This window comes from Neorhizobium sp. DAR64862/K0K3, from assembly GCF_050500185.1.
Classification (GTDB): Bacteria; Pseudomonadota; Alphaproteobacteria; order Rhizobiales; family Rhizobiaceae; genus Neorhizobium; species Neorhizobium soli.
Map to the genome: position 1 here is coordinate 3,247,501 of NZ_CP191449.1, position 15,346 is coordinate 3,262,846.

Here is a 15,346-nt window from a genome sequence, read left to right on the forward strand (position 1 = left end):
TTTAAAGAAAGCGTAACAGCTCACTGGTCTAAATAAGGGTCTTTGCGCCGAAAATGTAACGGGGCTAAAGCCATGCACCGAAGCTGAGGATATGCACGCAAGTGTATGTGGTAGCGGAGCGTTCCGTAAGTCTGTGAAGGAGGACCCGTGAGGGCCTCTGGAGATATCGGAAGTGCGAATGTTGACATGAGTAACGATAAAGGGGGTGAGAGACCCCCTCGCCGAAAGACCAAGGGTTCCTGCTTAAAGTTAATCTGAGCAGGGTTAGCCGGCCCCTAAGGCGAGGCAGAAATGCGTAGTCGATGGGAACCACGTTAATATTCGTGGGCCTGGTGGTAGTGACGGATCGCGTAAGTTGTACCTCCTTATTGGATTGGATGTGCAGCGGGGCGGTTCCAGGAAATAGCTCCACCGTATAGACCGTACCCGAAACCGACACAGGTGGTCAGGTAGAGCATACCAAGGCGCTTGAGAGAACTATGTTGAAGGAACTCGGCAAATTGCACGCGTAACTTCGGAAGAAGCGTGACCCCTTTTTACGCAAGTGGAAAGGGGTGGCACAGACCAGGGGGTAGCGACTGTTTATCAAAAACACAGGGCTCTGCGAAGTCGAAAGACGACGTATAGGGCCTGACGCCTGCCCGGTGCTGGAAGGTTAAAGGGAGAGGTGCAAGCTTTGAACTGAAGCCCCAGTAAACGGCGGCCGTAACTATAACGGTCCTAAGGTAGCGAAATTCCTTGTCGGGTAAGTTCCGACCTGCACGAATGGCGTAACGACTTCCCCGCTGTCTCCAACATAGACTCAGTGAAATTGAATTCCCCGTGAAGATGCGGGGTTCCTGCGGTTAGACGGAAAGACCCCGTGCACCTTTACTATAGCTTTACACTGGCATTCGTGTCGGCATGTGTAGGATAGGTGGTAGGCTTTGAAGCGGGGACGCCAGTTCTCGTGGAGCCATCCTTGAAATACCACCCTTATCGTCATGGATGTCTAACCGCGGTCCGTTATCCGGATCCGGGACAGTGTATGGTGGGTAGTTTGACTGGGGCGGTCGCCTCCGAAAGAGTAACGGAGGCGCGCGATGGTGGGCTCAGACCGGTCGGAAATCGGTCGTCGAGTGCAATGGCATAAGCCCGCCTGACTGCGAGACTGACAAGTCGAGCAGAGACGAAAGTCGGTCATAGTGATCCGGTGGTCCCGCGTGGAAGGGCCATCGCTCAACGGATAAAAGGTACGCCGGGGATAACAGGCTGATGACCCCCAAGAGTCCATATCGACGGGGTTGTTTGGCACCTCGATGTCGGCTCATCGCATCCTGGGGCTGGAGCAGGTCCCAAGGGTTTGGCTGTTCGCCAATTAAAGCGGTACGTGAGCTGGGTTCAGAACGTCGTGAGACAGTTCGGTCCCTATCTGCCGTGGGTGTAGGAATATTGACAGGATCTGTCCCTAGTACGAGAGGACCGGGATGGACATATCTCTGGTGGACCTGTTGTCGTGCCAACGGCATAGCAGGGTAGCTATATATGGAAGGGATAACCGCTGAAGGCATCTAAGCGGGAAACCCACCTGAAAACGAGTATTCCCTATCAGGGCCGTGGAAGACGACCACGTTGATAGGAGGCGTGTGGACGTGCAGTAATGCATGAAGCTTAGCCTTACTAATAGCCCGATTGGCTTCATCGTTCTCATTGACTATGCTCATCAAGGTGCTGCGCACCTCGATGATGACATCTGTTTTGTCCTGACGCGTGAAAAACGCTCCGGACGGGCCGTGACACTGGTCACGACGGCCTCTGGCCTTGCGGAGCTGCGCTCCGACAAACCAGACGGCAAACAAGACGTGTTCAACTAAGACAAATGGGGGTTCGCCTCCGCCAGCTTCTCGACATAACGTTGCAATGGTCGCCCATTGCCACGCATACATTGCCCTTAATCGACCTGGTGGTCATTGCGGGGTGGCTGCACCCGTTCCCTTTCCGAACACGGCCGTGAAACACCCCTGCGCCAATGGTACTCCGTCTTAAGACGCGGGAGAGTAGGTCGCTGCCAGGTCTATTAAAGGCAATGCCATCCATAAGGATGGAACAAACAATCTTCTCATACACGAAAACAACCGGCCCCTGGCCAAACCAAGGGCCGCTCCCAAAGCGGCCTTTTGTCGTTGATGGGGTTGAAAACAATTACGGGATGTTCGGCTGAAGCCGTTGCGTCCCTTACAGGAGACAAATCCTAAGGGATTTGCTCCGGCACTACGCATCACAGCGTTGCTGTGACGCACCGCGAAATTTGGCAAAGCCAAATTCGCTTGGCGCGGGGTGGAGCAGCCCGGTAGCTCGTCAGGCTCATAACCTGAAGGCCGCAGGTTCAAATCCTGCCCCCGCAACCAAATCATCATTATCGAAAAACACCCGTAGCGAAAGCTGCGGGTGTTTTGCGTTTGTAGCCTGACCGAAGCGCATCGACGGCCGATACGCCGTGTCTGCCAAAGACGGGTGACGCCGGATGGGATCGGTTTTGCACTGCATCCGGCAGTCTCTACTGATACGTTGCAAGACAGGGGCACGGTGTGGCCGCCAGTCCCGCCCCTTAGACCGTATTGCCGGCACGTGTATCGCGTGTCTTCACCAAGCTCCAGATAACGCCCGAGGCGATGATGGCGAAGGTGATACCGAGCGAGAGTGAAGCGGGAAACTTTTCGAGACCCAGGAGGTCAGCGATGAAGATTTTCGAGCCGATGAAGATCAGCACGATTGCGAGCGCCGGCTTCAGATATCGAAAGCGATGGATCATCGCGGCGAGTGCGAAATACAGTGCGCGCAGACCGAGGATCGCGAAAACATTCGACGTGTAGACGATGAACGGATCGGTCGTGATCGCAAAGATCGCAGGGACGGAGTCGACCGCGAAGATCACGTCGGCGATTTCGACCATGACGAGCGCCATGAACAGCGGCGTCATGAACCAGACCAGTTTGCCGGTCGTGGGATGGGGCTTCTTGACGAAGAAATCCTGACCGTGATGCTCTTCCGTGACGTTAAACCTGCGCCGCATGAAGCCGACAATGGGATTGTTGCCGATCTCGGGTTCCTTGTCGCCGATCAACATCATCTTGATGCCGGTGATGACGAGGAAGGCGGCAAAGAGATAGAGGACCCATGAAAAGTTCGAAACCAGCGTCGCGCCAAGTCCGATCATGATGGCGCGCAGAACGATCACACCCAGCACGCCCCAAAAGAGGACGCGGTGCTGGTATTTGCGCGGCACTGCGAAGAAAGAGAAGATGAGCGCGATGACGAAGACGTTGTCCAGCGCCAGCGTTTTCTCGACCACGAAGCCCGTCAGGTAGTTCATCCCCTGCTCGTCGCCGAGCTGCCACCAGATCCAGCCGCCGAACGCAAGACCGAGCGCGATATACATCGAAGACAGGATCAGGCTCTCGCGGACACCAATCTCGCGGTTGTCGCGGTGAAGAACGCCGAGGTCCAAGGCCAAAAGGGAAACCACGATCGAAAGGAAACCGAGCCACATCCAGACGGGCTTTCCGAGCCAGTCTGCGAAGAAGAATGCAAAGTCCATGTGAACACTCCAGCCGGTCGTTCACGGTGGATGCGGCGTCCGACATCGCGAGAGGACCGGCAGCTCTCGCCAGAGGGGCCCGGACAGGGGCACAAGGAGTAAACCGCGGGCGCAGGACCCGCGGTAGCGGATGGAACTGCATTGTGATCAAGAGGGCTTGCGCGTTTCAGTCGGAGCGCCGCGATGGCCTTTCGAGGTCGAAGCCAGTTCCTTCTTCGACCTCCTCTTTGATCAAAGACTGAACTGGCGATCCCATCATCATTGCGCCAATTGATTGTTGAAATCGTCTCGATAGTGATCGACTATTGAGCATGCCGTTTCGCCCCAGTCTTCGCCAACTCGAATACGTCGTCGCGCTTGCTGAATGCGGTCATTTCGGAAAGGCCGCGAAGCAATGCCATGTCTCGCAACCAACACTCTCCGTCCAAGTGGGGATCGTGGAAGAAAATCTGGGCGTCCAGCTGTTCGAGCGGACGTCGACGACGGTTCTCCTCACGCCGGTCGGGGAACGTTTTGTGCATGGTGCCCGCGTGGCGCTTGCCGCAGTGGGCGATCTGCTCGAGACCGTCGCACAGCACAGCGCAGCGCTTGGCGGCGTCATCAGGCTGGGCACGCCGCCGACTTTCGGGCCGTATTTCCTGCCCAGGTTCCTACCGTCCCTGCATAAACAATACCCCGATCTGAAGATCTACATCGTCGAAGATCGTCCTGCGGCGATCGAAACCGCTGTTGCGGAAGGAACGCTCGACTGTGGCCTCGGCCCCTTGTTCGGCGAGCGGTCCCTGATGTTCGTGCCGATCGGCAGGGAGCGGCTGCTGCTGGGCGTTCCCGCTGATCATCGGCTTGCAAAACGTCGGGCTGTCTCCGTTCAAGAGCTGAAAGGCGAGCGTCTGCTGGCGCTTGGAAGCGGACACCAGTTGCTCGAGAGCGTTCAGCGACTGGCGAAGGCGTCCGGCGCGACTGTCATTGACGACTATGCCGGTACCAGCCTGGACGCGATCAGACAAATGGTGTCGATCGGCATGGGCTGCTCGCTGTTTCCCGAACTCTACGCACAGGCGGAGTTCCGCAACGCAGAGGACGTTCATCTCCTGGAAATCGAGGGCTGGAGTGAGACCCGTCAGGTCGGCATCTGTTTCAGGTCAACCAGCGGCCGGGTGGCGCATTTTCAGGAACTTGCCAGAAGGGCGACAGACGCCGCATTGGAGCTCGGGATCGGCTGACGTGCCGGCGGTCCTTTCTGCTCAGCAAGTCATTCCATTGGCCGCGAACCTTGCCGCAGGCCAGTCTGAGCTCAGGCGGAACTGCGGGCGACCAGTCGGCACTCCACCTTCAGCTGGTCGTGATTGCTGGTCAGCCCGCCAGCCATATCGGAAAGCAGCTCGACGGCCATCACGCCCATCTCGAACATCGGAAGATGGAAGGTTGTCAGCGGCGGCATCGTGAACTGGGCAATGTCTCTGTTGTCGAAGCCGACGACGGAGACATCCTCCGGGACAGACTTGCCGAGTTCGTTCAGCGCTTCGATACAGCCGAGCGCCATGAGGTCGTTCGCGCAGAATATCCCGTCCGGGGGATCCTTCAGCTTCATCAGCGCATGCGTCTTTTCGTATCCGGACGGCGGTTCCCAGTTGCCATAGTGCACGAGGTCGGGGTCGTAGGAGAGATCGTTGCTGGCAAGAGCCTGCTTGTATCCGCGCAAGCGGTCGCGCGGATTGTCGAGACCTTCCTGGCCGTTGATCAGGGCTATCCGCTTGCGCCCGGCGCTGATCAGCCGTTCCGTCGCCGCCCGGCCGCCGGCGACGTCTCCCGGCAGGATGGACGGAAGCCGACGCTCTTGATCGTAGCAGTTGACCAGCACAGAGGGGACCTTCAGAAGCGGTTCCGGCGGATCGATCTTGCGGGTCAAAATAGTGCCGAAAATGTAGCCGATAAGTGCCTGGCCGTCACAGATCGAAAAGATGCCGCCATCCGGGTCCTCGCCTTTGCGGAAGACGCCAAGTGTGACGATAATCCCGAGTTCGAGTGCCTTTTCGCGGGCACCTTCGTAGGCAAGGGCCATCCATGGATCGGTGGTCAGTTCGTCGACGGCAAAAACGATTACCTTGTTGGCGGGCGCACTGCCGGGTCCGGAACTGGCTGATGACTTGTTCGCGAGACGATAGCCCAACTGATCCGCCGCGTCGAAGACCCGCTTGCGGGTGGCTTCGGTGAACCGGGCGCCGGAACTGCCATTGAGAATGAGGGAAACGGTCGCCTGAGATACGCCTGCCAGCGCGGCCACGTCCATCATCGTCGGTTTCAAGGCATTCTCCATGTCGGACACCGTGGTTTCCGGGGTATGGTGCCGTGTCAGGATCGAAAGTGCCGGACACGGTCGAAGGCTACGGCAACCACAATGAAGGTACCTATGAACATTCCTTGCCAGAATGTCGAGATGCCGAGCAGGATCAGAGAGTTGCGAATAACTTCTATCAACAGTGCTCCAACGACCGCACCGAGCGCATTGCCTTCGCCACCGGCCAGATTGGCACCACCGATGACGGCCGCGGCAATCACCGTCAGCTCCATGCCTTGGCCGAGATTGGTGGTCACGCTGCCGAGCCATCCAGCCATCAGAACGCCGGCGAGCCCGGCGGTGAGAGCCGACACGCCATAGATACTCACCTTCATGCGCCGCACGGGGATGCCGGTCAGGATGGCGGCGTTCTCATTGCTGCCGATCGCAAGCAGATGCTGCCCCCATCGGGTCCACCTGAAGACCAGCGACATTACAAGGGCTAGTGCAGCGAGGACGTAAAGAGGGTGGGGTATGCCCAGCGTCGAGCCGCCGCCGACCCAGATCAACAGGTCGTGGTCGGGGCCGAAATTCCAGATCATCTTGTTGTCCGACAGGACCATGGCCAGGGACCGAGCGGCCGAAAGAGTGCCCAAGGTGACGACGAAGGGTGGCATTCCGGCATAGGCGACAAGCACGCCGTTCAGTACGCCCACAAGGAGGGCTGAAAGCAGCGCAAGAGGAAAGGCGAGGAGGAAGGGCATGCCACCTTCCATGGTGACGCTGATCACCATGGCACTCAACACGACGGTTGAGCCCACCGACAGATCGATGCCGCCCGAGGCGATTACGGTCGTCATTCCGATCGCGATGATGCCGACGAAGGCGAAGTTGCGCGCAACATTGAAGAGATTGCGCTCCGTTGCAAAGCTGTCCGTTAGAATGCTGAGCGCGAGGCAGGCAAGGACCGCAGCGATAAAGACCCAGAACAGCTGCCGGCTCGATACGCGTGAGATCCAGCTTCGATGCTCGCTGCGGGCAATCACGTCATCCAATGTGGTCATGGCGATCTCCTTTCAAGCGGCTTCGATGGCGCCGGTGATCAATCCTGTCACTTCTTCGGGCGACGACTGATCGGCACGTTTGCTGGCGACGAGTTCGCCGCGCCGCAAAACCGCAATCTTGTCCGAAACACCGAAGACGTCGGGCATGCGGTGGCTGATGAGAATGACACTGATGCCGTGATCACGCAGCCTGCGAATGACATCGAGAACCTCGGCCACCTGGCGGACGGAGATTGCGGCGGTCGGCTCGTCCATGATGACGATCTTGGGTTCGGACAGCAGCGTGCGGGCGATCGCAACCGCCTGGCGCTGGCCACCGGACATGCGGCGCACCAAATCGCGTGGTCTCGTTTCCGATTTCAGTTGCCGGAACAGCTCCGCTGCGACGCGGTTCATCTTGGCATAGTCGATGTAGCGCAGCGGCCCGAGGCTGCGCATGGTCTCTCGCCCCAGGAAGACATTGGAGGCAGCCGAGAGATTGTCGCACAGCGCAAGGTCCTGATAGACGACCTCGATGCCGTGTCGCTGTGCGTCGCGTGGGTTGTGAAAGGTCACCGGTTGGTCATCGACGCGGATCTCTCCTGTCGATGGTGGGAAGTTGCCGGCGATAATTTTGACAAGCGTCGTCTTGCCGGCGCCGTTGTCCCCCATCAGTCCCAGAACCTCCCCTGGTTCGACGGTGACACTGACACGCGACAGCGCGTGTATTGCGCCGTAACTCTTTGAAATTGAATGCAATGAAAGCCGTGACACGCTCCGCCCTCCCTCGGCTGATCCCACGATGGCATTCTGTTGGCACCATAGCCTGCAGGTTGCCGGCTCGTAAACCGGTATCAATAATGCTTGACTTAATATTATAACCAAATATTAATTATTCAACCTGAAAGCGAAAAGGGGGCGGTGATGCGGTTGCTCGTGACGGGCGCCACCGGAAAGGTGGGCCAAGCCTTCCTTCCCGCCTTCCTTTCCAATCCGCGCTTTGCGAAATGGAATGTCGTCGCGCTCTGCAACAACCGGGCTCTGGAACCCGGTCCCCGTGTCTCCGTCGTGAAGGGGTCCATGGCAGATCCGCAGATTGTCGGGAAGGCGCTCGAAGGTGTGACGCATGTGCTGCACCTGGCTGCCGTGAAAGAGACGCCCGATCAGGCCATCGATGTTGCTCTCAAGGGGCTCTACCTCCTGCTGGAGGGTTTCAGCCGTTCGGCTGCGAAACAGCAATTTATGCTGCTGAGCGGTGATTGTGTCGTTGGGCACATTTTTCATGGTTACAGCTCACCGATCACGGAGCAGTCGCCGAGGCGAGCCTATCGCGGTGTCTATGCCCTGACCAAGGTGCTGGAAGAGACCATGGTGGAACAGTTCGGGATCCAAGAGGGTCTCAACTGGACCACGCTTCGCGCTCCGTGGATCATGGAAAAGGACGACTTCCGCTACGCAATGGAGGTCGGTCCTGATCAGTTCGGCGGGCCGCCGTGGTCGGCTATGATGGGAGCGGATGATCTCGACGAGATTAGGAAGAGCCGGGCCGTACCTGCCATGCGGGATGGTCGCGGCGCCTATCTCAAGCGCAGCTTTCTTCATGTCGATGATCTCGTCAACGCGATGATCGCCGCGCTGGACAATCCGGCCGCGTATGGAGAGCTGTTCAACGTCGCCATGGACCAGCCGGTCGACTACGGCGCGCTGGCCGATATCCTGGAGGCTTCCGGCGATCGGCAGCGCCGCGACATCCCGACACCGTTTCACAGCAACTGGCTCGACAATTCAAAGGCCCGGATGGTTCTCGGCTGGCAACCGGAAATCGATGTTGAAGGACTTGTCGAGCGTGCCTGGAGCTACAGGCGTGCAGGAAATGATCTGCGCATCATTTGGTATCCCGGCTGAGCAGGAGGGTTTCGCCGGCGATTTAGAGGAGGAGAAAGGCAATGAAAACAAGATATTTGGCATTCACTGCAATACCTATTCTCATGTTGCTGGCCGGCGAGAGCGCTGCGGAGAGCAAAAAGACACTCGCCATCGTCGTCAAAGGGCTCGACAATCCGTTCTTCGAACAGATCAATCTGGGCTGCAAGAAGTGGCTGTCGGAAAATCCGAAGAGCGAATACGAGTGCCTCTACACCGGGCCGGCCTCTTCGGCCGACGAAGCGGGTGAGGTCCAGATTGTCGACGATCTGCTGACGCGCGGTGTTGCAGCGATTGCAATCTCGCCGTCGAACGCGCCGGCCATGGCGAACCGCGTGCGCCAGATCGCGCCGCAAATTCCCGTCATGACCGTCGATGCGGACTTCCTCGAGAAAGACCATGATCTGCGCAAGACCTATCTCGGCACCGACAATTATCTGATGGGTGTGAAGATGGCCGAGCAGACGAAGAAGCTGAAGGCGAAGGGTGGCACGGTGTGTCTGCAACTCGGCAATGTTGGTGCCGCCAACATCAATGCGCGTGCCCAGGGTTTCCGTGACACGATTGCGGGAGCCAAGGACGTGAAGCGGCTGAGCGGACAGAACGGCTGGACTGAAATCGAGGGATGCCCCGTCTATACCAACGACCAGGCGGACCTAGCCAATCAGCAGATGTCGGATGTCTTTACAGCCCATCCCAAGCTCGATGCCTTCATCCTGATCGGCGGGTGGGCACAGTTCGCGCCACAAGCCTATACCCAGGTCACCGACCAGGTCATGAGCAAGCTGAAGTCGAAGGAACTGGTGATCGTGGCGGGGGATACGCTGCCACCGCAGACCCAGGCTTTCCGCGAGGGCCGCAGCCATGCGCAGGTCGGTCAGCGGCCCTTCGAGATGGGCTACAAGGCACCCGACGTGATGATCAAGCTGATCAAAGGCGAGAAGGTGGATGATCCGCTGTTTACCGGCCTCGACATCTGCAACGCCGAAGATCCCGGTTTCTGCAAGACCAACTGACGGCGCCGTGGCGCCCTTGGCGCAGCCGCTGAAACGGACCCGATAACCGGGCTAAGGCTTTGCATTGCTCGGTTGTCGCCCTTCAACCTGGAGCAGCCCTGGTGGAGTGGGTTGCGGGAGGACAAGATGAAAAGGTTTACGATCACGGCCCTCGTGGCCATGGCGACCATGGTGGCTATGCCAGCGGTCGCCGCAGAGAAAAAGGCACTCGCCTTCGTCGTCAATGCCGCTTCCGATTTCTGGAAGCTGGCCGAGGCAGGGGTCAAGGCGGCGCAGACGGAGCTTCCGGATTTCGAGTTGCAGTTCCGTTATCCCACGCAGGGCACGGCTGCACTGCAGAACGCCCTGATGGATGACCTCGTGGCTGCGGGGACCGACGCAATCATGATCTCGTCGGCTGACCCGAAGAATTCCGTCGATGCCTTCAACCGCATCGCAGCGCAGGTTCCGCTCTTCACGACGGACAGCGATGCGCCGCAGTCGAAGCGCATCGCCTATCTGGGTTCGTCCAATACCCAAGCCGGCATCCAGGCGGGGGAAATCGCGGTCAAGGCGTTGCCCAAGGGTGGTAAATGTATGGGTTTTGTCGGCTTCCTTGGCGCTGATAACGCCAGGGAGCGGATCGACGGTTTTCGCCAGGCCGTGAAGGGCAAGTCGATCGAACTCGTCGATGTGCGGGGCGATGACGTCGATTTCGCCCGCGCGCGGTCCAATGTCGACGATGTCCTCGCGGCAAATCCGGACATCACCTGCATGGTGGGCTTTTATTCCTACAATCCACCGAAGATCTATGAAGCGTTGAAAGCGGCCGGAAAGCTCGGGAACATCACGGTCATCGCTTTCGATGAAGATCCGATCACGCTCGGAGCCGTGCGGCAAGGCCAGTTTGCAGGCACGGTCGTTCAGGACCCCTATCAATGGGGCTACCAGGGGATGAAGCTGATGGCGGCGTACCTGAAGGGCGACAAGTCGAAAGTGCCGGCAGATGGATTGATCATCGTGCCGACCAAAGTCATCGACAAGGCGAATGTCGATGCGTTCGAGAAGCAGCTCAAGGCGCGGATGGGCGGGTAATACGCGCCTTGACGCGGCCAGCGCGGATCTTTCGGGCTGCGCGCTGGCCCTCAACGCATTCGAGGTTCACGCCAGATGACAGCTGCCGTCCGCATATCTCTTGATCTCATCGGCATCACCAAGGTCTATCCAAGCGCTGTGGCGCTCAATCAGGTGTCGCTCGGCATCCGGGGCGGTGAAGTTGTCGGGTTGATCGGCGAAAACGGTGCTGGAAAATCCACGCTCATGAAGGTGCTTGGGGGCACGATCGTGCCCGATGAAGGTGAGATCGTTATCGATGGGAAGACGGCGTCCCATCTGACACCCGCCGAGGCCTTGGCCCGTGGCATCGCGTTCGTGCACCAGGAGCTGAACCCATTTTTCAATCTCGATGTCGCTGGCAACGTTCTCCTGGGCCGTGAGCCGCGCAGCCGCCGCTTCGGTTTTATCGACCATGCGGCCATGGCCGAGCGGGTGAAACCACTGCTCGACATGCTGGGCGCTCGCTTTCAGCCATCCACCCAGGCTTCGGAACTTTCGCTGGCGGACCAGCAACTGATGGAAATCGCCAAGGCGCTCTCGACCAATGTCCGCCTTCTGATCCTCGACGAACCGACATCGAGCCTCACTCTTGCGGAAACCCAACGGTTGCTCGACGTCGTGCGCCGGTTGCGGGCAGATGGAGTGGCCATCCTGTTTATTACCCATCGCCTCGCTGAAGTCGAAGCCGTCGCAGACCGGGTGGTCGGGCTCAGGGACGGTCGAAATGCCGGGGAGCTCCGAAGCGGCAGCATCAATCGAGATGCCATGGTGCGATTGATGATCGGCCGCGATGTGACGCAATTCTACACGCCCCCGCAGGTAAGGCAGGGGCCGGTGGTGCTCCGGACACGAAATCTCAGAACCGAGGCCTATCCGCAGGCCCCGGTCGATCTCGAGGTTCGAGGCGGGGAAATCCTCGGGCTTGCCGGTCTGGTGGGCGCCGGTCGGACGGAACTTGCGCGTGCGATCTTTGGCATCGATCCCGTCCAGGGCGGCCGTGTCGAGATGAACGACAAGCCGGTCGCATCCGGATCGGTGCCTGCAGCAATCGCCGCCGGCATCTGTTTGGTGCCGGAAGACCGCAAGGGTGAGGGACTGTTCCTCGACTTCTCTCTTTCTGAAAACGTGGTAATGCCGAACCTTTCGGCGATCGCGACCGCTGGCTTCGTCGATCGCGGGGCCGAAATGGAGATCGCTGATCGGTCCCGCAGCCGGCTATCGATCCGTGCGCCGCGGCTCGACCGTGCGGTCAGCGAGTTGTCGGGCGGCAACCAGCAGAAGGTCGTTCTGGCAAAGTGGCTCGGTCTCGATCCCAGGCTCATCATTCTCGACGAGCCGACGAGAGGCATCGATGTCGGAGCGAAGGCTGAGGTTTACCGCCTCATGCGCGATCTCGCGGAGGGCGGAGCCGCGGTGCTGATGATCTCGTCCGATATGGAGGAAGTCATCGGTGTCTCGACGCGCGTGGCGGTGATGCGGCGCGGGGCCATTGCCGGCATCCTGTCGCGGGCGGATCTGTCCGAAGAAGCGATCCTCAGTCTGGCGGTCGGATAGGAGATTGGCATGCACAAGAAAGACATCGGCCTTGCCGTCCTCGTTCTGACCGTGGGCGCCATCGTGACACTGGTCAATCCGCGTTTCATTTCACCGGTCAATCTTGCCAACACAGCCAATCTGATTGGACTGTTCGGGCTGTTTTCGATTGCCGAGGCCTTCGTCATCGTCACCGCAGGGATCGAGCTTTCGATCGGCTCCGTCATCGCCCTTCTCGGCGTCATCTTCATCGACCTGATCGCCTCGCATGGCGTTCCCTGGCCTGTCGCCTTTGCGATCGTGCTTGTCCTGTCGGTTGTAATCGGATTGTTGCATGGCTGGCTCATTACACGGCTCAAGCTGCAGCCCTTCGTCGTCACACTGTGCGGTCTGCTGATCTACCGAGGCATAGCGCGCTTCTATACGAGGGACGGGACGGCCGGCTTTACCTTCGGGACGGATCTTCCCATGCTCGAATATCTGTTCGTCGGACGAACAGCGGGCGTTCCCCATTCCGTCATGGCTTTTGCCGTGTTTGCGGTGCTTGCATGGTTTCTCCTGCATCGAACCGTTTTCGGACGTCATCTTCTGGCCGTCGGAAAGAACGAGGAGGCGGCTCGTTATTGCGGGATCAATACAAAGCGCGTGATCGTCACGGCTTATGTTCTCTGTTCCTTTCTGACGGGCGTCTCGGCCATTTTCTTCGCCATGTACACCAAGTCCGTCCAGCCCTCGTCGCATGGGAATTTCTACGAGCTCTATGCAATCGCGGCTGCGGTCCTCGGCGGATTTTCCCTGCGGGGTGGGGAAGGCTCGATCGTCGGGGTAGTGCTCGGGGTCGTGTTGCTTCAGGTCCTCCAGAACCTCGTCAACCTGCTCGGCATTCCCTCTTCGCTCAATTTCGCGGTCATGGGTGCGGTCATTCTGGTGGGTGTTATTGCCGATACGCAGTTCCATGCCTATCGGCAAAGGCGACATCATCAGGCGACCCGCTCTGCCTTGGCCGAGGTTTCCCGCATCCCGTCGGCAAACGGATGACGGATAGGTCGTCGACGATCGACACAGAGCTGGTCCCGGATGCTGGAAATGATCAGGATGGCAGGAGCCTGAAGTCCGCGCCTTCCGGCAGGAGCTGCCCGCCATCGACGACGATGGTGGTGCCGGTCACATAGCTCGCATCGTCGGAGGCGAGAAACAGGAAGGCATTGGCAACGTCGCGCGGCGAGCCGAGGCGGGCGAGCGGAATTGCGTCCTCCATGTTCTTGATGAAGGCGGCGCTACGATGCAGCTGGATCGCTTCCGTCAATATGTTGCCGGGCTCGACGCCATTGACATTGATGCCGTAGGACGAGAACTCCAGCGCCGCTGAGCGAATGAAGCCGTTGATGCCAGCCTTGCTCGCCGCGTAGTGGCCGTGGCCCGGGCTTGTAACATGCGGGCCGGTGATGGATGACGTAAACAGGATACGCCCCGAGCCCTGCTTTTTCATCGGCGTCAGCGCGGCGCGTGCGGCGTTGAAGCATCCGCGCAGATTGACCCCCATCACGCTGTCCCAGTCTTCCGGAGACGTATTCTCGATGAGCTGCCACGGATAGATGCCGGCGTTCTGGACGATGATGTCGAGCCGCCCGTGACGTTCGAGTGTGAACTCGACCGCGGCAACGGCGTCTTCCATCTTCGAGATGTCGGTGCGGACGAAGTCGATGCCGAGATCATCGGCTGCCGCCTTGCCGTCGTCGGCCTCGGAATCAGCCAGCACCAGCTTTGCGCCTTCCTCCTGGAAGCGGACGGCGATTGCCTTGCCGATGCCGCGCGATGCGCCGATGACCAGCGCCACCTTGTCTTTCAATCTGTCTGTCATGCGAGCCTCTGGCGGAGCCTTTGTTTGAACGTATCGAGTAGAACCGCTGCAAGCACCAGGAAGCCGTGGATGACCTGGGTATAGTTTGCCGGCAGACCCATCAGGTTGATGGCGGTGTTGATGGACGAGAGGAGCAGCACTCCGGCGTAGACGCCGGGCAGCGCACCGACACCGCCCTTGAGGCTGACACCACCGATGACGACTGCCGCAAAGGCGTTGAACAGCAGCCCAACGCCGAGGTTTGCCGTGGCGCCTGATGTGCGTATGGCAAGCAGCCATCCAGCCAGGCCGGCAATGGCGCCTGCCAGTACAAAGGCGATGATCAAGTTGCGGGTGACGCGAATGCCGGCGCGGTAAGCGGCGGTCTCGTTCCCGCCGATCATTACCAGGTGCCGGCCGAATGGCGTCTTGGCCATCAGCACCGAAAAGACCACGAAACAGGCAATCGCAATCCAGGCTGACAGCGGAATGCCAGCCACGCGCTCGATGGCGAACCAGCGGATGGCCGGATCCAGATCCTGGGCGGAGCGCCCGCCGGAAACCGCCAGCACGATGCCGCGCACCCAAATGAAGGAGGCAAGCGTGATGATGAAGGCGCTCATCTTCAGTTTCACGACAAGGAAGCCGTTGAAGAGACCGATCAACGCGCCGATCCCGCAGGCAACGAGCAGTGACGCTGGGATCATCAGCCATTGCGGTGAGAGCTTGATCCCCATGCCGATCCCTGCCGAGCAGAAAAGGATGCCGACCGCCATGGCCGCCAAAGCGGCAACGGATTCCACCGAAAGGTCCATATGGCCGGCGATGATCACCAGAGCCAGGCCGATCGACATCACGCCAAGCACGCTCGACGCTTCGATGATGTTTGTGAAAATGCCGATCTGGAAATAGTTCGGGATCAGGGCCGAGAACAGGGCAAGCACAACGATGAGCATGAACCAGACGAGGTTATCGAGTACAGATTCTAGACTTTTGCGCGTACGGGGCGTCATGCGGCAAATCCGGACTTGAGGGGAGGAG

At 59.2% G+C, this 15,346-nt stretch carries 12 protein-coding genes, 1 tRNA gene and 2 rRNA genes (1 of these 15 cut by a window edge); 9 read left to right on the forward strand and 6 right to left on the reverse strand.

What is annotated here, in order from left to right; all coding sequences use genetic code 11:
• The 3 genes from ACQY1L_RS15720 to ACQY1L_RS15730 form a co-directional block, all read left to right on the forward strand.
• Positions 1 to 1,684: ribosomal RNA gene (locus tag ACQY1L_RS15720) — 23S ribosomal RNA — on the forward strand (it extends 1,281 nt beyond the left edge of the window).
• 254 nt (positions 1,685 to 1,938) lie between these two features.
• Positions 1,939 to 2,053 (forward strand): 5S ribosomal RNA (gene rrf / locus ACQY1L_RS15725).
• A gap of 257 nt (positions 2,054 to 2,310) precedes the next feature.
• Positions 2,311 to 2,387: transfer RNA gene (locus tag ACQY1L_RS15730), tRNA-Met, on the forward strand.
• Positions 2,388 to 2,587: 200 nt separating this feature from the next.
• Here ACQY1L_RS15730 and ACQY1L_RS15735 read toward each other — a convergent pair.
• Positions 2,588 to 3,577, reverse strand: a complete 990-nt coding sequence (locus ACQY1L_RS15735; RefSeq protein ID WP_430241680.1) for a TerC family protein — start codon at positions 3,575 to 3,577, stop codon at positions 2,588 to 2,590.
• 311 nt (positions 3,578 to 3,888) lie between these two features.
• Here ACQY1L_RS15735 and ACQY1L_RS15740 point away from each other — a divergent pair, with 311 nt between their 5' ends.
• The gene (locus ACQY1L_RS15740) at positions 3,889 to 4,800 is read left to right on the forward strand and encodes a LysR substrate-binding domain-containing protein (protein WP_430241682.1); all 912 of its coding nucleotides are present in this window, start codon (positions 3,889 to 3,891) and stop codon (positions 4,798 to 4,800) included.
• A 71-nt stretch (positions 4,801 to 4,871) separates the two neighbouring features.
• Here the strand turns inward: ACQY1L_RS15740 and ACQY1L_RS15745 are convergent, their stop codons facing one another.
• Genes ACQY1L_RS15745 through ACQY1L_RS15755 form a run of 3 tightly spaced genes read right to left on the reverse strand, consistent with a single transcriptional unit; the run spans position 4,872 to position 7,627 of the window.
• Complete coding sequence (locus ACQY1L_RS15745; protein ID WP_244474108.1) at positions 4,872 to 5,894, reverse strand: LacI family DNA-binding transcriptional regulator; 1,023 nt, start codon at positions 5,892 to 5,894, stop codon at positions 4,872 to 4,874.
• Positions 5,895 to 5,929: 35 nt separating this feature from the next.
• Complete coding sequence (locus ACQY1L_RS15750) at positions 5,930 to 6,919, reverse strand: ABC transporter permease (protein WP_113111643.1); 990 nt, start codon at positions 6,917 to 6,919, stop codon at positions 5,930 to 5,932.
• 12 nt (positions 6,920 to 6,931) lie between these two features.
• Entirely contained in the window at positions 6,932 to 7,627 is a 696-nt protein-coding gene (locus ACQY1L_RS15755) for an ATP-binding cassette domain-containing protein (protein ID WP_430244005.1), read from the reverse strand.
• 195 nt (positions 7,628 to 7,822) lie between these two features.
• Between ACQY1L_RS15755 and ACQY1L_RS15760 the strand changes: the two genes are divergently transcribed.
• The 5 genes from ACQY1L_RS15760 to ACQY1L_RS15780 all read left to right on the forward strand — a co-directional run bounded on the left by ACQY1L_RS15760 (position 7,823) and on the right by ACQY1L_RS15780 (position 13,503).
• Complete coding sequence (locus ACQY1L_RS15760) at positions 7,823 to 8,803, forward strand: NAD-dependent epimerase/dehydratase family protein (RefSeq protein ID WP_430241686.1); 981 nt, start codon at positions 7,823 to 7,825, stop codon at positions 8,801 to 8,803.
• Between the two features lie 41 nt (positions 8,804 to 8,844).
• On the forward strand, positions 8,845 to 9,837 hold the full coding sequence (locus tag ACQY1L_RS15765) for a sugar-binding protein (RefSeq protein ID WP_092659140.1): 993 nt from the start codon (positions 8,845 to 8,847) through the stop codon (positions 9,835 to 9,837).
• A 126-nt stretch (positions 9,838 to 9,963) separates the two neighbouring features.
• On the forward strand, positions 9,964 to 10,911 hold the full coding sequence (locus tag ACQY1L_RS15770) for a sugar-binding protein (protein ID WP_430241688.1): 948 nt from the start codon (positions 9,964 to 9,966) through the stop codon (positions 10,909 to 10,911).
• 75 nt (positions 10,912 to 10,986) lie between these two features.
• A complete protein-coding gene (locus ACQY1L_RS15775; RefSeq protein WP_430241690.1) occupies positions 10,987 to 12,486 on the forward strand; it encodes a sugar ABC transporter ATP-binding protein in 1,500 nt (499 codons plus the stop codon).
• A 9-nt stretch (positions 12,487 to 12,495) separates the two neighbouring features.
• The gene (locus ACQY1L_RS15780; RefSeq protein ID WP_092659144.1) at positions 12,496 to 13,503 is read left to right on the forward strand and encodes an ABC transporter permease; all 1,008 of its coding nucleotides are present in this window, start codon (positions 12,496 to 12,498) and stop codon (positions 13,501 to 13,503) included.
• 52 nt (positions 13,504 to 13,555) lie between these two features.
• Here ACQY1L_RS15780 and ACQY1L_RS15785 read toward each other — a convergent pair whose 3' ends face one another.
• On the reverse strand, positions 13,556 to 14,326 hold the full coding sequence (locus ACQY1L_RS15785; RefSeq protein WP_430241692.1) for an SDR family oxidoreductase: 771 nt from the start codon (positions 14,324 to 14,326) through the stop codon (positions 13,556 to 13,558).
• Positions 14,323 to 15,318, reverse strand: a complete 996-nt coding sequence (locus ACQY1L_RS15790) for an ABC transporter permease (RefSeq protein ID WP_062462043.1) — start codon at positions 15,316 to 15,318, stop codon at positions 14,323 to 14,325. Before ACQY1L_RS15790 ends, ACQY1L_RS15785 begins: the two co-directional genes overlap by 4 nt.
• Between the last annotated feature and the right edge of the window lie 28 nt (positions 15,319 to 15,346).